Annotated in this window: 23 protein-coding genes, 1 other RNA gene and 1 riboswitch; of the genes, 21 read left to right on the top strand and 3 right to left on the bottom strand. The window is 70.4% G+C overall.

All coding sequences use genetic code 11. From position 1 onward, the window contains the following. The first annotated feature begins 143 nt into the window (after nucleotides 1-143). The 9 genes from ftsE (at nucleotide 144) to C9J87_RS06385 (ending at nucleotide 7184) form a co-directional block, all read left to right on the top strand. A complete protein-coding gene (gene ftsE, locus C9J87_RS06425) occupies nucleotides 144-833 on the top strand; it encodes a cell division ATP-binding protein FtsE (protein ID WP_010831978.1) in 690 nt (229 codons plus the stop codon). Between the two features lie 21 nt (nucleotides 834-854). Beyond that, on the top strand, nucleotides 855-1766 hold the full coding sequence (gene ftsX, locus C9J87_RS06420; protein WP_010831979.1) for a permease-like cell division protein FtsX: 912 nt from the start codon (nucleotides 855-857) through the stop codon (nucleotides 1764-1766). A gap of 56 nt (nucleotides 1767-1822) precedes the next feature. Further along, nucleotides 1823-3100 (top strand): M23 family metallopeptidase, encoded by a 1278-nt coding sequence (locus C9J87_RS06415; RefSeq protein WP_157953127.1) that lies wholly within the window; start codon nucleotides 1823-1825, stop codon nucleotides 3098-3100. A gap of 205 nt (nucleotides 3101-3305) precedes the next feature. After that, nucleotides 3306-3794 carry an SsrA-binding protein SmpB gene (gene smpB / locus C9J87_RS06410; protein WP_010831981.1) on the top strand — a complete coding sequence of 163 codons (489 nt, stop codon included), beginning with the start codon at nucleotides 3306-3308 and terminating at the stop codon, nucleotides 3792-3794. After that, the gene (locus C9J87_RS06405; RefSeq protein WP_107704994.1) at nucleotides 3794-4678 is read left to right on the top strand and encodes an amidohydrolase family protein; all 885 of its coding nucleotides are present in this window, start codon (nucleotides 3794-3796) and stop codon (nucleotides 4676-4678) included. Before smpB ends, C9J87_RS06405 begins: the two co-directional genes overlap by 1 nt. Beyond that, nucleotides 4675-5199, top strand: coding sequence for a hypothetical protein (locus tag C9J87_RS06400; protein ID WP_010831983.1), 525 nt, complete (start codon nucleotides 4675-4677; stop codon nucleotides 5197-5199). The genes C9J87_RS06405 and C9J87_RS06400 overlap by 4 nt, the downstream gene beginning before the upstream one ends. Nucleotides 5200-5256: 57 nt before the next feature. Continuing rightward, nucleotides 5257-5625, top strand: a transfer-messenger RNA (tmRNA) gene (ssrA, locus tag C9J87_RS06395). A gap of 163 nt (nucleotides 5626-5788) precedes the next feature. Continuing rightward, on the top strand, nucleotides 5789-6148 hold the full coding sequence (locus tag C9J87_RS06390) for a PadR family transcriptional regulator (protein WP_107704993.1): 360 nt from the start codon (nucleotides 5789-5791) through the stop codon (nucleotides 6146-6148). Further along, the gene (locus C9J87_RS06385) at nucleotides 6141-7184 is read left to right on the top strand and encodes a hypothetical protein (protein ID WP_107704992.1); all 1044 of its coding nucleotides are present in this window, start codon (nucleotides 6141-6143) and stop codon (nucleotides 7182-7184) included. Before C9J87_RS06390 ends, C9J87_RS06385 begins: the two co-directional genes overlap by 8 nt. Here C9J87_RS06385 and C9J87_RS06380 read toward each other — a convergent pair. Continuing rightward, nucleotides 7150-7845 (bottom strand): helix-turn-helix transcriptional regulator, encoded by a 696-nt coding sequence (locus C9J87_RS06380; RefSeq protein WP_107704991.1) that lies wholly within the window; start codon nucleotides 7843-7845, stop codon nucleotides 7150-7152. The genes C9J87_RS06385 and C9J87_RS06380 overlap by 35 nt on opposite strands. A gap of 84 nt (nucleotides 7846-7929) precedes the next feature. Here C9J87_RS06380 and C9J87_RS06375 point away from each other — a divergent pair, with 84 nt between their 5' ends. From C9J87_RS06375 to C9J87_RS06365, 3 genes are read left to right on the top strand one after another with little or no spacing between them, the layout of a single operon-like run. Continuing rightward, the gene (locus tag C9J87_RS06375) at nucleotides 7930-8355 is read left to right on the top strand and encodes a hypothetical protein (protein WP_107704990.1); all 426 of its coding nucleotides are present in this window, start codon (nucleotides 7930-7932) and stop codon (nucleotides 8353-8355) included. Next, nucleotides 8352-8972 (top strand): GTP cyclohydrolase I FolE, encoded by a 621-nt coding sequence (gene folE / locus C9J87_RS06370; protein ID WP_010831986.1) that lies wholly within the window; start codon nucleotides 8352-8354, stop codon nucleotides 8970-8972. Before C9J87_RS06375 ends, folE begins: the two co-directional genes overlap by 4 nt. Continuing rightward, nucleotides 8969-10123 (top strand): NAD(P)/FAD-dependent oxidoreductase, encoded by a 1155-nt coding sequence (locus C9J87_RS06365; RefSeq protein WP_107704989.1) that lies wholly within the window; start codon nucleotides 8969-8971, stop codon nucleotides 10121-10123. The genes folE and C9J87_RS06365 overlap by 4 nt, the downstream gene beginning before the upstream one ends. Nucleotides 10124-10128: 5 nt before the next feature. Here C9J87_RS06365 and C9J87_RS06360 read toward each other — a convergent pair whose 3' ends face one another. Further along, nucleotides 10129-10791 (bottom strand): hypothetical protein, encoded by a 663-nt coding sequence (locus C9J87_RS06360; RefSeq protein WP_157953126.1) that lies wholly within the window; start codon nucleotides 10789-10791, stop codon nucleotides 10129-10131. A gap of 51 nt (nucleotides 10792-10842) precedes the next feature. Between C9J87_RS06360 and C9J87_RS06355 the strand changes: the two genes are divergently transcribed. From C9J87_RS06355 to C9J87_RS06320, 8 genes are all read left to right on the top strand, one after another. Beyond that, nucleotides 10843-11475 (top strand): sulfotransferase family 2 domain-containing protein, encoded by a 633-nt coding sequence (locus C9J87_RS06355; RefSeq protein WP_107704987.1) that lies wholly within the window; start codon nucleotides 10843-10845, stop codon nucleotides 11473-11475. After that, on the top strand, nucleotides 11468-11890 hold the full coding sequence (locus C9J87_RS06350) for an HIT family protein (protein WP_107704986.1): 423 nt from the start codon (nucleotides 11468-11470) through the stop codon (nucleotides 11888-11890). Before C9J87_RS06355 ends, C9J87_RS06350 begins: the two co-directional genes overlap by 8 nt. 41 nt (nucleotides 11891-11931) lie before the next feature. Next, nucleotides 11932-13050, top strand: coding sequence for a hypothetical protein (locus C9J87_RS06345; protein ID WP_010831991.1), 1119 nt, complete (start codon nucleotides 11932-11934; stop codon nucleotides 13048-13050). Nucleotides 13051-13087: 37 nt separating this feature from the next. Continuing rightward, entirely contained in the window at nucleotides 13088-13855 is a 768-nt protein-coding gene (locus tag C9J87_RS06340) for an SDR family NAD(P)-dependent oxidoreductase (RefSeq protein WP_107704985.1), read from the top strand. A gap of 205 nt (nucleotides 13856-14060) precedes the next feature. Continuing rightward, nucleotides 14061-14220: riboswitch (cyclic di-AMP (ydaO/yuaA leader) on the top strand. Between the two features lie 4 nt (nucleotides 14221-14224). Continuing rightward, nucleotides 14225-14794 (top strand): C40 family peptidase, encoded by a 570-nt coding sequence (locus C9J87_RS06335; protein ID WP_084622784.1) that lies wholly within the window; start codon nucleotides 14225-14227, stop codon nucleotides 14792-14794. 405 nt (nucleotides 14795-15199) lie between these two features. Further along, nucleotides 15200-18739, top strand: coding sequence for a metallophosphoesterase (locus C9J87_RS06330; protein ID WP_107704984.1), 3540 nt, complete (start codon nucleotides 15200-15202; stop codon nucleotides 18737-18739). After that, the gene (locus C9J87_RS06325; RefSeq protein ID WP_198652283.1) at nucleotides 18736-19851 is read left to right on the top strand and encodes a HupE/UreJ family protein; all 1116 of its coding nucleotides are present in this window, start codon (nucleotides 18736-18738) and stop codon (nucleotides 19849-19851) included. The genes C9J87_RS06330 and C9J87_RS06325 overlap by 4 nt, the downstream gene beginning before the upstream one ends. Before the next feature lie 128 nt (nucleotides 19852-19979). Then, on the top strand, nucleotides 19980-20963 hold the full coding sequence (locus C9J87_RS06320; RefSeq protein ID WP_010831997.1) for a DUF3048 domain-containing protein: 984 nt from the start codon (nucleotides 19980-19982) through the stop codon (nucleotides 20961-20963). Between the two features lie 3 nt (nucleotides 20964-20966). Here the strand turns inward: C9J87_RS06320 and C9J87_RS06315 are convergent, their stop codons facing one another. Next, a complete protein-coding gene (locus C9J87_RS06315; protein WP_107704983.1) occupies nucleotides 20967-21671 on the bottom strand; it encodes a TetR/AcrR family transcriptional regulator in 705 nt (234 codons plus the stop codon). Nucleotides 21672-21814: 143 nt separating this feature from the next. Between C9J87_RS06315 and C9J87_RS06310 the strand changes: the two genes are divergently transcribed. Further along, nucleotides 21815-22345 carry a hypothetical protein gene (locus tag C9J87_RS06310; protein ID WP_107704982.1) on the top strand — a complete coding sequence of 177 codons (531 nt, stop codon included), beginning with the start codon at nucleotides 21815-21817 and terminating at the stop codon, nucleotides 22343-22345. The last annotated feature ends 45 nt before the right edge of the window (nucleotides 22346-22390 follow it).

The following is a 22390-nucleotide window of genomic DNA, read 5'->3' as shown; positions in this document are numbered from 1 at the left end:
TGGCTCCATCACTACAATCACCACCGCGGCCACACCGCACTCAAAGGCAAGTCACCCGCCGACCGCGTGCCCAACCTGTCCGGACAGAACACCTAGGGTCAGGATGTCCGGGTTGGCTGGGTGCACCGCGTAGCCTCGGGGCCGTGATTCGCTTCGAGAAGGTCACCAAGACCTACCCCGGCCACGCCCACGCGGCCCTTGACCAGGTGTCCGTCGACGTCGACAAGGGCGAGTTCGTCTTCCTGGTCGGCTCCTCGGGTTCGGGCAAGTCGACGTTCCTGCGCCTCGTGCTGCGCGAGTACCGCCCGACGTCGGGACGGGTCTACGTCGCCGGCAAGGAGATCAACCGGCTCGCGAGCTGGAAGGTCCCGCGCCTGCGCCGCGACATCGGGACCGTGTTCCAGGACTTCCGCCTCCTCGGCAACAAGACCGTCTCGGAGAACGTCGCCTTCGCGCTCCAGGTGATCGGCAAGTCACGCAGCGACATCGACAAGCTGGTGCCCGAGACGCTCGAGATGGTCGGCCTGACCGGCAAGGGCGACCGGCTGCCCGACGAGCTCTCCGGTGGCGAGCAGCAGCGCGTCGCGATCGCGCGCGCCTTCGTCAACCGGCCCAAGATCCTGATCGCCGACGAGCCCACCGGCAACCTCGACCCGACGACCTCGGTCGGGATCATGAAGCTCCTCGACCGCATCAACCGCACCGGCACGACCGTCGTGATGGCCACCCACGACGCCGGCATCGTGGACCAGATGCGCAAGCGCGTCATCGAGCTCGAGAACGGGCGCGTGATGCGTGACCAGGCGCAGGGCGTCTACGGCACCTCCAACTGAGATTAGGACTGACACAGATCCATGCAGCTTCGCTACGTCTTCTCCGAGCTCGGCCAAGGGCTGCGCCGCAACCTGTCGATGCACCTCGCGGTGATCTTGACCCTCTTCGTCTCGCTGACCCTGGTCGGCCTGGGTGTGCTCTTCCACCTGCAGGCCGAGAAGGCCGGTGAGCACTGGGGCAGCCAGCTGCAGATCCAGGTCTCGCTGTGCACCGCCGAGGACAACAACCCCGCCTGCGTCAGTGAGGTCACCGACGCCCAGCGCGACGCCATCACCGCGGTCATCGACGAGAACCCCGAGGCCGCCGGCTGGGACCTCGAGACCAAGGAAGAGGCCTTCGAGAAGGTCAAGGAGCTCTACGGCGCCGAGAAGTTCGAGGGCGACAACGCCGTCCTGACCGTCGAGGACATGCCGCAGTCGCTGTGGGTCGAGCTCAAGGACCCGGAGGAGTACGACGGCGTCGTCAGCGCGGTCGGCGGCCTCGACGGTGTCTCCGTCGTGCGCGACATGCGCCGCTACATCGAGCCGATCATCGGCTCGATCAACATGCTCCAGTGGGTCTCGATCGCCACGGCGGCCTTCCTCGTCATCGCGGCGCTGCTCCTGGTCGCCAACACGATCCGGCTCGCGGCCTTCGCCCGGCGCAAGGAGATCGGCATCATGCGCCTCGTCGGCGCCTCGACCCTCTACATCGCGCTGCCCTTCCTGCTCGAGGCCCTGGTGACCGCCCTGATCGGTGTGCTCCTCGCGACCGGGGCGCTGGCTGCGTTCATGTACTTCGGCATCGAGCAGCGCGGTCAGGACAAGCTGAAGTTCATCCCGTGGATCGGATTCGAGCAGTACGGCGTCGCCGTACTCCTCGTCGCAGTGCTCGGTCCGCTGCTCACCGTGCTTCCGACACTCGTGCTGACGCGCAAATACCTCAAAGTCTGATCCGCGCGGGTTACCTTCGTGGCGTTCCCTTCCCCGAACACACGTAAGGCTTCCCGGTGCGATCCTTCCCCCGTACCGCCCGCACTCGCGTGGCCGCAGCAACTGCTGCGGCCGCCATCGCGCTGGGCACCCTGTCCGTCCCGACCGCGTCCGCCGACGACCTCAAGGACCGGCAACGGCAGGTCGAGAAGAAGATCGACCGCGCCCACGACCACGTCGACGAGTCGAGCAAGCAGCTGCACAGGGCGGCCGAGCGGCTGAAGGCCGCCCGGTCCCAGCTCTCCGACGCGCGTACGGCGCTCGCGACCGCGCGCGGCAAGCTCGCCGTCGCCCAGGAGCGCGACGCGGCGGCAGCCGTCCTCCTGGCCGAGGCCGAGCAGCGACTGGTCCAGGCCCAGGCCGAGCTGGCTGCGGGAGAGGCCGACGCGGCCGCGCAGCGCGACGTCGTCGGCGACACGATCAAGCGTCTCTACGCCGAGGGTGATCCCGACCTGGTGGCGTTCGCGTCGCTGATGGACTCCGAGTCGGCCCAGGACCTCAACCGCCGCGCCGAGGTCAACCAGACGATGGTCGACAAGCAGGCCCGCGACTACGACCGGCTGCAGGCCGCCGAGGTGCTGCTCGAGGTCCGCGAGGACCAGGTCGCCCAGGCGCGCGACGACGTCGCAGCCAAGCGCGAGCAGGCAGCGGCCAACCTCGCCGAGACCCAGCAGCTCGCGGCCGAGGCGAGCGACGCCAAGTCGTCGGTGGCCTCCCTCGTGGGAGAGCGGGCCTCGGCTCGCGAGAAGGCGGCCCAGATCCGCGCCCGCGACGTGCGTCGGCTCCAGCAGGCTCAGCGCCAGAAGGCGAAGATCGAGGCGATGCTGCGCAGGCGCGCGGCCGCGGCCCTGCGCCGGGCACGCGCCCAGGCGGCGAAGAACGGCCGGGTCGGCCCGACCGACGGCCTGCTGCAGATGCCGGTCGGTGGTGGCATCACGTCGCCGTACGGCTATCGCACCCACCCGATCTTCGGCTACTGGGGACTGCACGACGGGACCGACTTCGGCGGCGGCTGCGGGCAGCCGATCGTCGCGGCCGAGTCCGGCCGGGTGATCTCGTCCTACTACAGCTCCGTCTACGGTCGGCGGCTGATCGTCGACCACGGCGCCCTGGCCGGCGCCGGTGTCGCGACGATCTACAACCACGCGTCGTCCTACACCGTCGGCCCGGGCGCGCAGGTCCAGCGCGGTGCGGTGATCGGCTACGTCGGTGACACCGGCTGGTCCACGGCCTGCCACCTGCACTTCACGGTGATGGCCAACGGCAAGGCGGTCAACCCCGCCAACTACTTCTGATCGCCCACGTCGGCCGGTGAGTGACCCACATTCCCCGGCCTCGGAATGTGGGTGTGCGACCGCCGGTGTGGCGTGTCCCTGCCGACTCGCCCGACGCAGGTGAGTGACCCACATTCGCGGGCACGGGAAGGTGGCCTTGCCACCGCTGCGGGGCGGGACGTGGCGCCCGTCCGAACCGAGTTGCGGCCGATGAGAAGATGACCGGATGGCCGCCAAGGAGAAGGATCAGCGCAACCGGCTGATCGCGCAGAACAAGAAGGCCCGTCACGACTTCCACATCGAGGACACCTACGAGGCCGGGCTGGTCCTGCAGGGCACCGAGGTGAAGTCGCTGCGTGAGGGTCGCGCGAGCCTGGTCGACGGGTTCGTCGACGTCGACAGCGGCGAGGTGTGGCTGCACAACGTGCACATCCCGGAGTACGCCCAGGGTTCCTGGACCAACCACTCCGCCCGCCGCAAGCGCAAGCTGCTCCTCAACCGTGCCGAGATCCACAAGATCGAGCGCAAGATCGGCGACAAGGGCTACACCATCGTCCCGCTCTCGCTCTACTTCAAGGACGGCCGCGCCAAGATCGAGATCGCGCTGGCCAAGGGCAAGAAGGAGTACGACAAGCGCCACTCCCTCGCCGAGCGCCAGGCCAACCGGGAGAAGGAGCAGGCCGTCCAGCGGCGGCTCAAGGGCATCACCGACTGATGAGTGGCTCCGACGCGCTCGCCGTGCGCGAGTGGTGGACCCGGCTCGGCCTGCCCGGTCTCATCGACATCCACACGCACTTCCTGCCGCCGCAGGTGATGGCGAAGGTGCGCGCGCAATTCGACGCCGCCGGTCCGCTCATCGGCCGGCCCTGGCCACTGCACTACCGCGACACCGACGAAGCGCTGGTCGAGACGCTGCGCTCCTTCGGGATCGAGCGCTTCACCGCGCTGTCCTACGCGCACAAGCCCGACATGGCCGACTGGCTCAACGAGTGGGCAGCGGGCTTCGCGGCCCGCGTGCCCGAGGCGCTGGTGTGCGGCACCTTCTTCCCCGAGCAGTCGGCGGCGACGTACGTCGAGGGGCGGCTCGACACCGTCGAGGTGTTCAAGATCCACGTGCAGGTGGGGAACTTCTCGGTCCTCGATCCGCTCCTGGACGACACCTGGGGACTCGTCGCCGAGGCGGGGACGCCGGTGGTGCTGCACGCGGGGAGTGGGCCGGTGCCGACGGCGTACACCGGACCCGAGCCGGTCGCCGACCTGCTCGCGCGACACCCGCGGCTGCAGCTCGTGATCGCCCACATGGGCGCGCCGGAGTACGCGGCCTTCCTCGAGCTGGCCGAGTCCTACGAGCGGGTGCACCTCGACACCACGATGGCCTTCACCGACTTCTTCTCCGAGATGGGCGGCGTCTTCCCGGCCGACCTGCTGCCGCGCATTCGCGACCTAGGACTCGCCGGCAAGGTGCTGCTCGGCTCGGACTTCCCGAACATCCCCTACCCCTACCTCCACCAGCTCGAGTCACTCGAACGCCTCGACCTCGGTGACGACTGGCTGCGGGCGGTCTGCCACGACAACGCGGAGAGCCTGCTGCGCCCATGACCCGGGCGGTGCTGGTCGTCGCGGCGTGCGTGCTGCTCGCCGGCTGCGGCGGCGAGGACGAGGGCGTCGGTGGGCGTCCCATCACGCCTGAGGAGATCGCCGCGATCGTGCAGGAGCACGTCGACCTCGAGCCGCGCGAGACTGCCGAGTGGGACGTCTTCACCCGGGAGCTGGGGGAGGAGTCGCCGGGTGTGCAGCTGGAGTACGCCGACGTGTCGCTCGCCGTCGTGGTCGCCCCGACTAGCGACAGCCCGCTCGTGTGTGCCGATGACTCGTTCTTCGACGAGTGCGTGAGCGAGGACCACGACGGCGACGAGGTGACCGTCGCGTGGCAGGAGCTGGAGCCCGAGGAGGACCCGGGCGTCGTCTATGTCATCGACCGACGGGACGGGGAGGACGTCGCCGTACACGTCGTCGGTGTGTCCGTCACCGACGACCCGCGCACCCTAGACCTGGGCGTGCCGCTCGAGGACCTGATGGCGCTCGTGACCGACTCCCGGCTGAGCCTGACGACTCCCTGAGGGAATGCGGGCGACGGCTCTGGGTGTTGACCCGTAGACTGACCACACAACTCAAGAGGGGCTGATCGGTTTCGACTTGGGACGTTAGTCCCAGGGGAAGCGGGTCGAGAAGCCAGCGTCATCTCGTAAACGATCGCTGGAAAACCATAGTTGCCAACTCAAACCGCAACGACTTCGCTCTCGCTGCCTGAGCAGTGATCGAAGGGTCTGACCGGGCACCCGTCCTCGTCCCGGACCCAGGCCTCATCTAGAGGACTTGCTGATCACCTCCGTCAGGAGGGGTGATCGGGACTTTTTCCTGACTGAGTCTGTCGGCGACGTGTCTGTGCGAGCGCCGGGACTGAGAAAACGACATCACTGACTGCACCCGGAGAAGACCTGGTTCGACGCTCGAGGACGCGGGTTCGATTCCCGCCAGCTCCACACACGAAAAGCCCTCATGAGAGATGGCGGTAGTTCCCAGTCACCCAGTGACTGTGCACTACCGCCATCATCCTTTTGTCAGCCCTTGACTGCAGCCCATCGGCGGTTGCGGGTCGGCCCGGCAAGGGACTGATGCCCTAACTAGATATGGGGCATACTTAGGTACATGAACGACGACGAGCCTCGCTGGCCTGCTGCCTGGGTCCGGGCGTCGCTCGAGCTGGGAGTCCTGGGCGCGCTCGCGCAGGGCTCGCTCCACGGCTATGCCATCGCGCAAGAACTGGCCGGACGCGGGTTCGGCCTGCTGAAGGGAGGCTCGCTGTATCCCTTGCTGAACAGGCTCGAGGAGACCGGCGACCTGCGGGCAGCTTGGGTGGAGGGGCAGTCGGGGCCGGGTCGGCGCGAATACACGATCACGGAGGCCGGCCGGGCCAGGTGGCGTCGCGACCTGCTCGCCTGGCAGCAGCTGGGCGAGGAACTGGCAGCACTGGGACAGCATGACCGCGAGGGAGCGCAGCATGGGTGAGACGGCCGACGATGCCAGGCTGATCGAGGTGGTCGAGCAGTTCGCCGCAGCCCGCGGCGACGCGGCCGACGAGCGCTGGGCGTGGTCCGCGATGTGGCGCCTGATGGGAGCCGACGTGGCCCCTGTCGAGGTCCGTGGTGTGCTCGAGGAGGCGCTGCGGCTGACCGAGCAGAGTCAGGAGTCCCCGCAGGAGCTGTACGGCGATGTCGACGCGTGGGCTCGCGAGCTCGTCCAGCAATGGCGATCCGAGGGTCGTCTGGTGCTCGCCCCGGACGAGCGTGTGGGGCTGCGCGACGTGGCAGTCGACGGGTTCGCGAGTGCGGCGTGGCTGAACCTGCTGGTCATGGCCGTGCTTCTCGTGCGCGACGGTGGGACGACCTACTACACGGCCGGACTCCTCGTCCTGCCGATCGGCCTGGCGATGACGGCGCTCGCGATCCTGGCTGTGTGGCCGCGCGTGCTCCGACGCCGTCCTGCTCCGGTGGCCGTCGCTGCGGCCTCGGTGGTCTGCCTCGCCGGCACTGCGCTCATGGCGGGAGCCTTCTGGCTCGGTCACGGCCGTCCCGTCGTCAGCGGCGGCACTGGGTGGCTCTGTGTGCTGTCCGCCGCCTACGCGCTGCTGTCGGTCGTGTGCGACCGGGTGTTGCCGCGACGCGAGCCGATCGCTCTCACCGCGTCGCTCGACGACGAGGAGTGGGAGCGAGCCCTGGCGGGGGTCCTGCGGGAGAGGGCAGGGCTGCCGGAGTCGCGGGTGCAGTCGATCGTCGCCGAAGCCGGCACCCACGCAGCCGCGTCGGGTGGGTCGTTGGAGCGGGAGTTCGGCCGCCCGGAGGCCTACGCCGCACGCTTCGCTCCCGACTCCGCAGCGAGGCACCGCCGTGCAGCCTGGCTGTTCGCCGCACTCGCTGGACTGAGTGCGGTCTCGGCCTTCGGCGCGGAGTCGACGTGGTCGGGCCTCGCGCTGACGGCGATCTTCGGTGTCCTGGCCGGGTGTGAAGCCCTCAGGCTTCGCCGGGGTCGAGCTGCGCGGCGCTGACGCAGCAGCGGTCCTCGCCGGGATCGAGGCGGGTCGCGAGGCCGGCACACCCGGTCGCGGCCGCGACGCCGGTGACGAACTCGAGGTTGAGGCCGCAGACGAGCTCGGTCTGCTCCTGGGCGACGCGGTGGAAGGGGCAGTTCTGCACGAACAGCGTCTCGTCCTCGATCCACGGCTCGTAGCCGCCGGCGTCGAGGGCCGCGGCCAGTCGCTCGAGCTCGGCAGTGCTCGGCAGGTCGTCCAGCGAGGCGCCCCAGGCGGCACCCTCGGCGCGGGCCACCCGCGAGACGATGCTCGCCACGTCCTCACCTGTGGCGGTGGCCTCGGCCACGGCCTTCGCCAGGATCCGGCCCAGCAGGTCGTAGTGGCGCTCGGGCAGTGACACCGTGATCTCGCGGTCCGTACGGCGGTAGAGCTTGGCCGGGCGACCCGAGCCGGGGCCGGTGCGCCCCGTGAGCCGCCGGAACTCCACCTCGAGCAGGCCCTCCTCGACGAGCCGGTCGAGGTGGAACTTCGCGGTGTGGGTGGGGATCTGGAGGCCCTCGGCGGCCTGGTCGCGACTGACCGCGGTGCGCGCCGCCACGACGAAGTCGAAGAGGTCTCGACGCAGGGGTTCCGCCAGGGCGGCGACACCGGAGACGTCGGACGCGGGAGTGGCCATTTCTAAAAGATACGGGACTTGACGTTAGAGCGCCAGCAGGTGTCTAGTGGAGAGATCATCCTCTGTTAGAACGGAGTTGCGGCCATGTCCACCCAGCCCGACGTCAGCAGCACCGGCCGGTCCGCCACGCGCTGGCCGGCCACCGGAGCGGAGCAGGCGTTCTTCCTCCTGCGTACCGTCTTCACGATCGCGCCGATCGCCTTCGGCCTCGACAAGTTCACCCAGGTGCTCGTCGACTGGGAGATGTACCTCGCCCCGTGGATCAACGACCTCGTCCCGGGCAGCGCGCACGATGCGATGATGATCGTCGGTGTCGTGGAGATCGTGGCCGGGCTGCTCGTCGCCGTACGACCCCGCATCGGGGCCTATGTCGTCGCTGCGTGGCTCGCAGGCATCATCGTCAACCTGCTGACCCTGGGCGACTTCTACGACGTCGCGCTGCGTGACTTCGGGCTGCTGGTCGGCGCCCTCGCCCTGGGCCGGCTGGCCTCGGACCGGGCGAAGCGGTGACGGGCCTGTCCGTCGTCCCGCAGCGCAACCGGGTCACGCACGCCGAGCCCGTGCGCGACCTGGACGCGGCGACCCGGGCCGCGGGGGACCTCCTGCGCAGCCTCGGCATCGACCCCGACGACCCGGCCACGCCGGACCTCGCGGAGACACCGCGCCGGCTCGCGCTGGCCTATGCCGAGCTGCTGGACGTCCCGGAGTTCGACTTCACCACCTTCGCCAACACCGAGGGCTACGACGAGCTGGTCCTGGTCCGCGACATTCCGTTCCAGTCGGTCTGCGAGCACCACCTGCTGCCCTTCAACGGGGTGGCGCACGTCGGCTACCTCCCGCAGGCGCGGATCGTCGGCCTGTCCAAGCTGGCCCGCACCGTCGACCACTTCGCCCGGCGACCGCAGACGCAGGAGCGGCTGACGATGCAGGTCGCCGACCTGCTGGAGGAGCAGCTCAGCCCGCAGGGGGTTGGCGTGCTGCTCGTTGCCGAGCACACTTGTATGACGCTGCGTGGCGCCCGCGCCCCCGGCTCCGCGACGACCACGTCGTCGTTGCGAGGCCACCTGCGGGACAACGCCGCGGCGCGCGCCGAGTTCCTCACCCTCGTCCATGGAGGTGCACGATGACCGAGCCGATCGTGATCATCGGAGGGGGGATGACGGCCGGCAACGCCACGGTCGAGCTCCGCGAGAGCGGCTACGACGGCGAGCTGGTCGTGTTCGCAGGCGAGTCGCACCCGCCGTACGAACGACCCCCGCTGTCGAAGGACTACCTCGGCGGGAGGGCCGAGGCGGAGGACGCCTACCTCAAGCCCGCTGAGTGGTACGGCGAGCACGACGTCGACCTCCGGACGGGCACGCCCGTCGAGAGCATCCACCTCGACGACCACGTCGTGGCGACGGCTGACGGCCGGCAGCCCTACAGCCGGCTGCTGATCGCCACCGGCGCCCAGCCGCGCACGCTCCCGCTCGCGTCCACCGACGAGCTCGAGGTCGCCTACCTGCGCAGTCTCGACAGCGCCCGTCACCTGCGTGAGCGGATCGTCGACGGCACCCGGCTGCTCGTGGTCGGCGGTGGGTGGATCGGCATGGAGGTCGCGGCCACGGCGCGCGGCCTGGGCGCTGAGGTCACCCTCGTCGAACCGGCCGAGCAGCCGCTGCTCAAGGCCCTCGGACCCGAGCTCGGGCAGCGCCTCGCCGACGTCCACCGCAAGCACGGCGTCGACCTGCGGACCTCGACCTCGGTGGAGAAGCTGCAGGGCAGACGCGCCGTCCTCGACGACGGCAGTGAGCTCGAGATCGACCTGGTGCTGGTCGGGATCGGGGCCGCGCCCGACGACGGGCTGGCCCGCTCCGCCGGGATCGACGTCGACAACGGGATCCTGGTCGACGCCGGCCTGCGCACCAGCCACCCCGACGTCTTCGCCGCCGGCGACGTCGCCAACCACGCACACCCGCTGCTGAAGGAGCGCGTGCGCGTCGAGCACTGGCAGAACGCCGTCAGCCAGGGCAAGGCCGTGGCGCACGCCCTGCTGGGCGAGGACGTCTCCTTCGACGAGCTGCCGTCGTTCTTCTCCGACCAGTACGACCTCGGCCTGGAGTACTTCGGCCACCCCGGGGCCGCCGGCAGCGACTCGGTCCGGATCGAGCCGGGCTCGAGCGGTGATGACTCGCTCGTCGCCTGGTGGCACCGCGGGGACACGCTGGTCGCCGCGATGCACATCAACGAGTGGGACCGGTCGAAGGAGCTCGCCGAGCGGGTCCGCCAGGGCAGCTGAGGAGCTCAGGCCCTGCCGGGCACGGCCAACGGGGTCCCGCGAGCGCCCGCCCACTCGCCGCTGCCGGCGAGCCGTTCCCACACGGTGCACTCCGGAGCGAGGTGCTCGCGCAGTGCGTCGCGCGTGGCGTCGGTCAGCTCACCGCGGACCGGCGCCGTCGAGACGTTGCGGCGCTCGAACTCCAGCGGGCGCCCGAGCCGCTCGGAGAAGTAGGCCTGCCACACGTCCGGCCGCTCCACCGCGAGGATCCTGTCCACGCCGATGAGCCCGTCGACGGTGATGAACTTGGCGGGACGCCCGCGGGGCGTGGGCACCCGGCGGTCACCGGCGATGTAGCTGCGGGCGTAGTCCTCGAAGGAGACCGCCGCCGTGGACTTGTCCGGCCGGCGCTCCTCCTGCCCGTCCCGTGCGCGGTAGCGCCACCACGACTCCAGCCACGAGACCGGGTCGCGGAACATCGTGACGACCTCGTAGGACCCGCGCTCGTGGCCCGACTCGGCCAGCCGCGGCGCGATCTTGCGCTCGAAGCCGCTGGCGCCGAGGTGCTTCATCCCGGGCGGGCTGCTGATGACCAGGGAGGCGTACGGCGCGAGCGTCCGCTCCAGGCTCGTGCTGGCGGTCTTGGACAGCGCGAGCAACACGAAGCCGTAGTCGGGCAGTGCCATCACGCGCACCATCCTTGCACCGGGGCCGTCCGCGCCGTGGGCTAGCCTCGGCGCGTGCTGATCTCCGACCACCACCGGTTCGTGTTCATCCACGTGCCCAAGACCGGCGGGGACTCGATCGACAAGATGCTGCGCGCCCACGTCCCGGACGTCCGCAAGCAGAAGATGACCCGCCATGCGCCGTACGGCGACATCCTGGCCCTGGAGCCGGACATCGCCGACTACTGGTCGTTCGCGATGGTGCGCAACCCGTGGGCGCGGATGGTCTCGTGGTGGTCGATGATCGACAAGTGGAACCACGCGTGGGGTCCCGCGTCGGGCAAGCCCCAGATCAAGCGGGGCGGCATGAAGGACGGCAACAAGATGTGGCGCAGGGTCGCCGAGTTCGCCGACTTCGAGGAGTTCATCCTCCGCGGAACCGACGAGATCCCGCGACTGGCGATGCCGCAGATCGACTACCTCCTCGCGCCCGGACGCCGAGTCGACTTCATCGGTCGCACCGAGTCGCTGGCCGCGGACGTCGCGCACGCGCTGCAGGAGATCGGGCTCCCCGAGGCGCCGCTGCCCCACCGCAACAAGTCCCTCAGCACCGGCCACTGGCGCGATCACTACACGCCGGTGACCCGCGATCGCATCGCCCGGATCTATGCCCCCGACTGCGAGGAGTGGGGCTACACCTATGACTAGCCCGCGGGTTGGCTGCGTCTTCTGCCAGATCGTGAGCGGCGAGGCGGCGGCAGCAGTGGTGCTTGAGCGCGACGACGTCGTCGCCTTCCTCGACCAGCGGCCGGTCTTCAAGGGTCATGTCCTGCTCGTGCCGCGAGCCCACGTCGAGACGTTGCCCGACCTGCCGGCATCGCAGCGCGACGGCTTCCTCGCTGCGGCCCAGGACCTGGCGAGCGCGGTCACGGCGCTCGGGGCGCAGGGCTCCTTCGTCGCGATCAACAACACCGTCAGCCAGTCGGTGCCCCACCTGCACCTGCACGTCGTGCCCCGCACCAAGGGCGACGGGCTGCGCGGCTTCTTCTGGCCGCGCACGAAATATGGTGCCGGCGAGATGGACGACCACGCCGCCCGGCTCCGCGAGGCGCTCGCTCACTGAGCCCCCTGCAACGATTCGGGCACCGGCCGCGTCACAGGGGCATGAGGAAGCTGCTCGGACCGCTGCTGGTCCTGTTGATGGTCACCTTGGTGGCGCCCGCCCAGGCCGGCTCCGTGCGTGCCCGCTCGAGCGTGCCGTGGGACCGGGTCGGCGACGGATGGGTGCTCGCGACGATCGACCGCGGCGTCCCCCGGCAGGGCGAGCTCCGGGTCCGGGCGCGCAGCCTCGAGCTGATCTCCCCGGAGGGCACCCGCTACGCCCTCCACGCCACGCGCCGGCAGCCGCTGGAGCACGGCGTCGACCCCAGCAGCTTCACCCTGGTCGACTGGGACGCCGACACCCGCACGGCCCTGCTCAAGCGCTACGTCAGCCTGGCCCGCGCGCAGGCGGTCCGGCTCAACCTCGAGAGCGGCGCGAGCCAGACCCTCGCGCTGCCCCGGCGCGAGATGGCCACCGGGCTGCGGCCCGACGGCGCCGGCGTGCTGTCGCAGACCCTGAGCGGCAAGATCCTCTCGATCACGTGGGCCGGGGAGCGCAGCGTGGTCGGGCAGGCCTCCCAGGGCGGCGCCATCGCGACGCCCGACGGTTCGGCGGTGCTGGTCGCCGACGTCGGCCACCTGGCCGTGCTGCCGCTCGACGGCTCGACCGGCCGCGAGATCGCGACGCCGGGGGAGTGTCGACCGCTGCGCTGGCACGCCGCCACCACGCTGCTCGCCTCCTGCTTCTCGCGCCAGGGCAGCCAGCTGGTCACCGTCGGCCTCGACGGCACCGTCACGCCGATGGCCGGCCTGCGGCCCACGACCTCACCCGGCTTCCACGGCCCGAGCTGGGACGACTCCGACGTGCGGGTCGTCGGCGGGCGGTCCTACTACGAGGGCAACGGTCCGTGTGGTGGCTCGTTCATCACCCGCGAGAACCGCGCCGGCGAGGTCAAGGTGGTCCGCGTGCCGGGGAGCCGGGGCGGCATCTCGCTCGTGGACACCCGCGACGAGCGGCTCGTCATCGCCCACACCGCGACCTGCGATGCCGGCCCGCCCCGCGCCGTGCTCTCGACGTTCGACCCGGTCACCAAGGACGAGGACGCGCTGGTCACGCTCGCGCGCAGGGAGCACTGGCGCGAGGTGCTGGCCTGGGACGAGGCGCGGTCGTGGGGGTACTAAGGTCGGCCCGTCCAGTTCTTTGATGTCAGGAGTCACCATGGGTCGCTTTGACGGTCGCGTCGCAGTCATCACCGGAGCCGCGCGCGGCATCGGATTCGGTACGGCGCAGCGCTTCGCCAGCGAGGGCGCGTCGGTCGCCATCGTCGACCTCGACGAGGCAGCCGCGCAGGAAGCCGCTGGCCGGCTCGAGCTGACCGACGGTGCCAAGGCGATCGGCGTGGGCTGCGACGTCTCCGACGTGGCGGCCGCCGAGGCCGCGATCCAGGCTGTCGTCGACGGGCTCGGCGGGATCCACATCCTCGTCAACAACGCCGGCATCACCCGCGACAACCTGCTGTTCAAGATGACCGAGCAGGACTGGGACCTCGTCATGGGCGTCCACCTCAAGGGCCCCTTCAACATGACCAAGGCCGCCCAGAAGCACTTCGTCGAGCAGAAGTACGGCAAGATCCTCAACCTCTCGAGCGTCTCCGCGCTCGGCAACCGCGGCCAGGCCAACTACTCCGCGGCCAAGATGGGCGTGCAGGGCTTCACCCGCACTCTCGGCATCGAGCTCGGCCCGTTCGGCATCAACGCCAATGCCATCGCGCCCGGCTTCATCGCCACCGAGATGACCGACGCGACGGCCGCCCGGCTGAAGATGGACGTCGAGGAGTTCCGCAAGCTCAACGCCGACCACAACCCGGTCCGCCGGGTCGGTTTCCCCGAGGACATCGCGGCTGCCGCGGCCTTCCTGTGCAGCGACGAGGCGTCCTACATCACCGGCCAGACGCTCTACGTCGACGGCGGCGCCAAGCTCGGCTGACGACGAGACGCCGCTCACACGGGCGGCGAGACGCCGCTCACAGCAGCGGCGAGACGGGGGTCACTCCCGCACTGAGACACCGCTCACGCGCTACGCCTGAGCGGTGTCTTTTCGTGCATTTCGAGTTGGACGGCGGCGCTTTCGCATGCATAGCGTGCTCGAGCACCACCGCTCCGGGTTCGCCGAATCCTGCCCGTCCGGAGCGTCCCCCGAGACACGAATTCATCGGGCAGGAGTGGGGGACCCACAGGTTCCACGCCGGGATCGTCGCTCGACGATCGCGGCTCGGGGTGAAGTCACGCGAGTGACGGAGCACTTTCCAGCTCCAACCCGACAGCTCACCTCACAGGCGTGGGAAAGGAATCTGCCATGCCTGCGATTCGTCGCATGGCGCGCTCCTGCGCGCTCACGATCGTCACCCTGGGCGTCACGGCCACCACCGTGGCCGTCGCCCCCGCCCATGCTGCCGACAGCCAGACCACCCGGTCCGGCGCGGTCGCCCTCTCCGACAGCCAGGTCACGAAGTACGACAAGACCATGGCCTCGCGTCGGCAGCGGTCCGCCCAGCGCCTCTCCGCGCGGATCTCCTCCGCGCAGCAGACCGCGATGGCCCAGCGCGGCGACGCCTACTCGTACGGCGCTGCCGGCCCGAACGCGTTCGACTGCTCGGGGCTCATCTACTACAGCTACCGCGGCGCCGGCTTCGACGTGCCGCGCACCTCGGGTGCGCAGGCGGCCCACACCCGTCGCATCTCCAAGCAGGACATGCGCCCCGGCGACCTGATGTTCTTCTTCAACTCCGGCGGGGTCTACCACGCTGCGATCTTCATCGGCTACCAGAACGGCCACGCCATGATGGTGCACGCGCCCGGCTCCGGCCAGCGGGTCACCGTGGCTGCGCCCTGGACCAGCTCCTGGTTCGCCGGCACCCTGCGCTGACGCGCCTGCCTGACGAAGCTGCCTGACACGGCTCGCCTGCTCCTCGGAGCGGGCGAGCCGTTCGTCATTTCAGGCCGGCGAGGGTTCTGCCCTGCCGGCCGCGACGCCCGCCCCGGCTCGCCCCCCTTTGCGCTACCGAAGGGTACGGCTGGGGATTTTGGCTGGGGGCCACCTGACTGTTCGGTAACTCCGGGCGGGCTCGGGCGGGGCTCCGGTGGGCCGTGGGCGTGGTGTGCGCGTGGGTATGGGCGCTGGCGTGAGCAGGGTGGTTCGCAGGCTGTTCGCCGAGGCGTCGCACCCGGCTCCCCGGGAGTTCTCGAAGAGCGACCAGATTGAGCGCCGGCCGGCCGTTCGGGCCCGTCCACACGTCTGGTTCTCGAGGTCTTCACGGAAGGACGCGCGCCGATGCGCCGCAACTCAGCGAGCCCTGTCCACCTCCGACCGGTCAGGGCGCTGGCGCTGCTGGTGACGCTGGCCGGCGTGATGCTGTCCACGGGGGCGTTCATCACCCCGGCATCGACCCAGCCGCTCCTCGTGAAGCCGAAGCCCAGCGCGACCGCGCTGGCGCCTGCGACGCTGTCCCCGCGTGACGGTGCCTTCGTCGAGGGCACGCAGACCGTGGCCTCGACGCCCACCACCGCCGACGACTCGGTCGTCTCGCTGTGGGCCGACGAGGGCCGGCTCGAGGCGACGCCGACGGTGGGCACCTCACGGATCAGCTTCGACGTCGGCACGAACTCGATCGAGGCGCGCTACGGCAACCACCTGCTCGTCAACGGCGAGCACCGCATCGACCTGCCCGACCTGGTCGACGAGCGCACGACGCTCGAGGTCCCGAACGACGCGCTCGTCCAGGGCGAGAACACGGTGCAGGTCGTGACCGGCACCATCCAGAGCAGCTGCGGCACCAACCACGACGACTTCGTCGTGAGCAACGTGTCGCTCGAGCTCCTCGGCGAGGTCGCCGACGGTGAGGAGAACGAGTACTCCTACTCGATGGGCGACGGCAGCTGCGGCTCGAACACGTCGCTGCGCAAGGACGCCACCCTCACCTTCTTCGTCCTCGGGGACCCGGTCGGCACCACCGGCCTCACCACCGAGCTGGACACCTCCACCCTGACCAACGGGGCGCACACCCTCACCGCGGTCACCGAGTCGGGGGCGCAGACCGAGCACACGGTCACGGTCAACAACGCCCCTGCCGGAGCTCCGCGCCTGATGCCGGCCGACGGCACCATCGCGGCCGGTGAGCAGCCCGTGCTCGCGTCGTTCCTCGCGGGCACGCCCGGCAGCGTCGCCTCCATCACCGTCGACGGCTCCCCGCTGGCGACGACCCCGACCCTGGGCCACGGCGCCGCGGCCTTCAGCTTCGACGTCGGCAGCAACTCGATCGAGGCGAAGTACCACAACCACGTGCTGGTCAACGGCGTGAAGGCGGAGATGGGCGGCGACTTCGTCAACCAGCGCGTCGACGTGATGTTCCCCAACGACCGGCTGGTGCCGGGGCTGAACACCGTCACCGTCGTCACCGGGACCACGACCGGCTCGTGCGGGCAGAACCGTGACGACTTCACGATCTCGAAGATCGCGCTGACGCCTGCGTCCGGTACGGCGACGGGCCAGGGCATCAAGACGTCCTACTCGATGGGCGACGGCAACTGCGGGTCGTCGGCCACCGCCTTGCGCGAGGTCGAGCTGACCTTCTCCGTCGACGCCCCGCAGGGCGGGGTCCGGGCGGCCCTCGACACCGCCGCGCTGACCGACGGCGAGCACACGCTCGCGGCCACGTCCACGACCGGCGAGACGGCCACGCGCCTGCTCGTCGTCGACAACACCGCTCCCGAGGTCGTCGGCTCCACCCCGGCCGCCGGCTCGACCATCACCTCGGCGGTCTCGCTGGCCGTGGAGCTCGCCGACGCCAGCGGGATCGAGGGCGAGGCGACGTACGCCCTCGACGGGCGGCCGGTCGGGCTCGGCGCCCCGATCGGGCCGGGCCTGGCCGCGGGCGACCACACGGTCGCGGTCACGGCGTCCGACTCGCTCGGCAACACCGCGACCCGCGAGATCAGCTTCCGCTCCGCCGGCATCCCGGACGTGCCGTCCGACCTCAGGCCCGCCTCCGGGTCGACCGACATCGGTGGCACCGCGACCCTGAGCGCCACGGTGGCCGAGCCCGACGGCGGCCCGGTGACCGCGACCTTCGCGCAGGCGCAGATCCTCACCCCGACCCAGGGCTGGCAGGGCACCACCGACCAGGCGCCGACCACGTTGCAGATCCCGGGGGAGCAGCGGATCGGGAGCACCAAGGTGCTGGCGCCCGGTGACGCCGGCACGCTGTCGTCCGCGGCGGCCACGGACGTCGCCTACCAGCGCTTCGACGTCGCCATCAAGGGCAAGGTGACCGCACCGGTGCTGCGCTGGGAGGGCACGATCGACCCGGCCCGGCGCGCCGTCCTGCACGCGTGGAACCTCCAGGCGCAGAGGTGGGACCCGGTGTCCGCGGCGCGCGGAGCGGCCGACGCGCCGACCGTGCTGACGGCGACCGTCGACGGGCGCTACCTCGACGGGCAGCTCGTGCACGTGCTCGTCACGGGCGAGGACCCCTTCGCCGACGACCTCGACGCCAGCGGCAAGGTCGGCTTCGACGACCCGGCGGGCTACGACTTCTCGCTCGTCCACTACACCGACACGCAGTACCTCTCCGAGGGCGCGGTCGAGCAGGAGACGGCCGAGGAGCGCGCGATCTGGGAGAAGGCGTACGGCGACGTGACCCGCTGGGTCGCGGCGAACGCCGAGCAGCGCAAGATCGCCTACGTCGCCCACACCGGCGACATCATCGAGAACAACATCCGCAAGCCCGCGACCCCGGCCATGCAGCAGCAGGCCGTCGGCGAGATGGAGGTCTCGTCGCGCCAGCAGCGGGTGCTCGACGACGCGGGCGTCGCCAACGGCGTGATCGCGGGCAACCACGACAACCAGTCGGGCACCGAGGACGGACCCGACGCCATCTACAACCGCTACTACGGCCCCGACCGCTACGCCGACGCCGCGCGGCGCTGGGCCAACGGGTCCTACGGCGGCCCGTGGCAGCCGGGCGACAACCAGAACCACTTCGACCTGTTCTCCGCGGGCGGGATCGACTTCGTCGTCGTCGGCCTGTCCTACGGCGTGACCCGGGACGAGGCGGAGTGGGCGGACGGGATCTTCAAGCGCTTCCCGGGCCGCAACGGGATCCTGCTCTCCCATGACTACATCAAGCCGTCGAAGAGCCCGGACGGTCGCGGGTCGACGTTCTCCGCACCTGACGGCGCGATGCTCTTCAACACGATCGTGAGCGACAACCCCAACGTGTTCTTGATCCTCGCCGGACACGAGCACGGCGTCGGCACCAACGTGAAGCCGCAGGTCGGCGCGATCGGCAACGGCGTCGTCGAGCTGCTCGCGGACTACCAGTTCTACACCGTCTCGGCCGACCGTCTCGGGCTCACCGAGGTCGGCGGCTACAGCCCCCAGGACCAGCTGCGCTTCGGCGCCAGCTTCTTCCGGATGCTGCAGTTCGACGTCGACCGCGGCGAGATGTCGGTCGACACCTACTCGCCGCTGCTCGACGACTTCGGGGCCACCGAGTTCGACATCGACAAGCGCTACAACGGCCAGGAGGACACGATGGTGCTCCCGGTCGACCTGACCAGCCGCACGACCGGCTTCGAGACCGACTCGGTCGCGGTGTACGCGCCGACGACTGTGATCGGCGAGGCCACGGTGCCGTCCGGCCAGGTCGCCAGCGTGCCGTGGACCGGCCTCAAGCAGGGCACTGCCTACGCCTGGGTGGTCACCGCCCGCTCGGCCGGCGGCGGCACCACCACGTCCGACCCGAGCATCTTCGCCACCCTCGACGCCGAGGGCCGCCCGGTCCGCATCGACGACCTCGTGCTCGCTCGGTGAGGTTGCTCCTCGCGCTGGTCGGGGCGGTCCTGGTGCTCGGCACCGGTGCCGCCCCCGCCGGTGCGCACGGAGCGATGACGACGGCCCGGGTGGACGTCTCGACCGTGGACGGCGTCGACGTCCGCGCCGAGATCGAGGTCGAGTACGACCTGCTGATGAAGTCCGCCTGGCTCCGCGAGGAGGCCTGGGGCGCCACGGACCCGGCCGGGCAGGTGCGACAGCTCGACGCGAACCGGGCCGACGTGGCGGCGTACGTCTCCGAACGCTTCCAGGTCGCCTACGACGACGTGAGGTGTACGGCGACGCCGACCGCGGCACCGGAGCGGACCGAGCGGGACGGGCGTGCCCACGCGCTGATCACCCTCGGCTACGACTGCGAGGGCGCTCCCGGCGGAGCGCACGCGCTGTTCTCGGCGCTGTTCCCCGACTCGGAGACCTTCGTGCACAGCACCCGGACGCTGGTGCACCACGACCTCGACGGCACCGAGGGGACGACGGTGCTGACGGGGGAGGACGACACCCACGCCATCACGCCCGGCGAGCGCCACGAGTCGCGGCAGTGGGCCGAGTTCCTGGTGCTCGGGGGAGAGCACCTGCTCCTCGGGCTCGACCACCTGCTGTTCCTGGTCGCGCTGCTGCTCGCCTCCCGATCGGTGCGCGACGTCGTGCTGGCCGCGACCACCTTCACCGCCGCCCACAGCGTCACCTTCCTGCTGGCGGCGCTCGGGGTGGTGTCGGTGCCGTCCGCGGTCGTGGAGCCGGTCATCGCGCTCTCGATCGTGGTGGTCGCCGTGCTGGGCGTGGTCGGGCGAGGGGAGCGGTGGCGGCTGCCGGTCGTGTTCGGCTTCGGGCTGCTGCACGGCCTCGGCTTCGCCGGCGCGCTCGGCCTCGACGAGCGGGCGTCCTGGGACCTGCTGGGCGCGCTTCTCGCCTTCAACCTCGGCATCGAGCTCGTCCAGCTCGCACTGGTCGCGCTGCTGTTCCCGATCGTGCTGGTGCTCCGACGGCTGCCCCGCGGGCAGGTCGTGACGGCCGGTGCGGCCGTCGTGGTCGCGATCACCGCGACGGTCTGGCTCGTCGACCGCCTCGTCGCCGGCGTCGCCCCGGTGTGAGCGGGACCACTGTTCGGGCGCGCCTTCCGTGCCGCGTTTGGCGCCGGAGCGACACTGGGCGTCGAGCTTCTGCCCACTGATCGACCCCTGTGATCGGAGAACGCGTGCACCCCCGACTGCGACGCCTCATGGCTGTCCTTGCCGCCACCACCCTGTTGACCGGGCTGGCTGCCTGCAGCGGCGACGAAGCCCCCGAGTCGAGCCCGTCGTCCTCGGCCGAGCCCGACGCCGGCGAGACGCCCGAGCCGCCGGCCCTGTGGCCGCTCACCGGCCTCGAGGTCGAGGGTGACTACCCGAGCCACCCGGTGCTCGTCACGAAGGTCGACAACACGTCGTCCAGCGCCCCACAGGTCGGACTCGGTTCCGCCGACATGGTCGTCGAGGAGCTCGTCGAGGGTGGGATGACCCGGCTCGCGGCGTTCTACTACTCCAAGGTCCCCAAGGTCGTCGGACCGGTGCGCTCGATGCGCGCCAGCGACATCGGGATCGTGCCGACCGGCGCCCACGTCATCACCAGTGGCGCGGCCCAGATCACGCTCGACCGGGTCAAGAAGGCGGGCATCCCGTTCGTCACCGAGGGAGCCAAGGGCATCTACCGCGAGACGTCGCGCTCGGCGCCGTACAACCTCTTCTCGCAGCCGAACGTCATCGCGAAGGGGATCAAGGGCTCGGAGGCGCCGGAGCCCTATCTCGACTTCGGCACCGAGGCCGACTTCCCCGGTGGCAAGAAGGCCCGCACGCTGTCGGCGGCCTTCGGCGGACACACGACCACCTGGCAGTTCCAGGGCGGGAAGTACGTCAACACCAACTCCTATGCCGCGGACGGCGACGACTTCCCGGCCACCTCCATCTTGTCCCTGCGGGTCAGGATCGGGGACGCGGGCTACCGCGACCCCGCCGGCTACCTCGTCCCGGAGACGAAGTTCGAGGGCAGCGGTCCGGCGCAGCTGTTCCACGACGGCCAGGTCGTCCAGGGCACCTGGACCAAGGACGGGCTGACCGGCGCGATCAAGCTCGAGACGAAGAAGGGTGACGAGCTCACCGTGCCCGCGGGGCACGTGTGGATCGAGCTGGTGCCGCAGGGCACCGGCAGCGTCACCTGGGCGAAGTAGGACTCAGCCCTCGTCGGTCCCGGTGTCCGCGTCCTGCGGCGCCGGGATCGGCACGCCTGCGTCGGCCAGGGACTGGAGCCCGGCCAGGATGAAACCGATCGCCATCTCCACGCGCACGGCAGCGGTCGCCGGGTCGTCGCTCGAGGCCACCGACTCGCCGGCTGACGACATCGCGCCGAAGAAGATGCGGGTGAAGGTCTGCAGCATCTCCTCGTCGAGGTCCCACTCGCCGGCTGTGAGTACGGCGCGCACGATCTCCACGACGGTCGCGAACGTCGAGCGCTCCTCGTGCTCGCGAAACCGCTCGTAGCCCAGCACCGACGGTCCGTCCTGGATCACGACCCGGCGGTAGCCCGGCTCCTGGACGACGTCGAGGAACGCCCGCAGCCCCGCCTGGGCCTTGCGCCAGGGATCGCGCTCGCCCTTGAGGCCGGCCTGGATCGACTTGCGGGCCTCGTTCTCGATCCGCTCGAAGACCGCCTCGAACAGGGCCTGCTTGCCCGAGAAGTGGTGGTAGAGCGCTCCCTTGGTCACCTCGGCCCCGGCCACGATCTGGTCCAGCGAGGTCGCGGGATAGCCCTGCTCGGCGAAGAGCTCCTCGGCGACCTCGACGAGGGCACGCTTGGTGGAGGAGGAGAACTGCGCCCGCCGGCTCGGCACCCGGGGAACCCCCGGCACCTTCGGGATCAGCTTGGAGGCGTTGGTCATCCCGCGAGTCTAGGACCGCGGCGCGGAGAGTCCACGGAGCCCGTGTGGGCGGAGTCACGGCGGTGTTGTTTGAATGCCGAAGAACCATCGCATACTCTGAGTACGTACCAACGGTATGTGACTCACACAGAAAGGGATCTGCCATGACCTGGACGTCCTTTCACCGCCGCGGAGAAGTCCTTCGTGCCGTGATCACCGAGGCCGACGCCCGACGCGACGGCCACCTGCCGATGAGCGTCGAAGGTGTCACTGAGACCTTCGGAGACGAGCTGACGCTGCTCGGCGCCCTGACGCTGCGCTGGCACACCCGCCTGGCCGGTCGCATCGAGCGCGAGCTCATGACCCAGCCGATGGACCTCGAGGGCGCCGTCATCGACGCCTGGCAGGCCACCGCCGAGGAGCTCCCCGGTGTGCTGGCGATCCTCGACCGGCACCGCGCCGAGCCCCTCGACGACGCGATGGCCTCGGCCATGGCGACCTCGACGGCCAAGGAGCACACGCTGCTGGCCGTGATGGCGGGTGCGACGTCCGCGCGCGACGAGCGTGCGGCCCGTGTCGGTGCCCAGATCGCCGAGCGTGCCCGAGCGGCCCTGGCGCCTGCGTCGCAGCGCGTCATCTCTCCCGCGCCGACCTCGTTCGTCGATCGACTGCGGGCGGTGCTGCACGCGGCCTGACGGCCACCTCGAATGTGACGGCCCTCGTCCGACGCCCGCGGTTCC

The organism is Nocardioides allogilvus, from assembly GCF_003047285.1.
Classification (GTDB): domain Bacteria; phylum Actinomycetota; class Actinomycetes; order Propionibacteriales; family Nocardioidaceae; genus Nocardioides; species Nocardioides allogilvus.
This window is presented reverse-complemented; position numbering and strand designations above follow the sequence as displayed.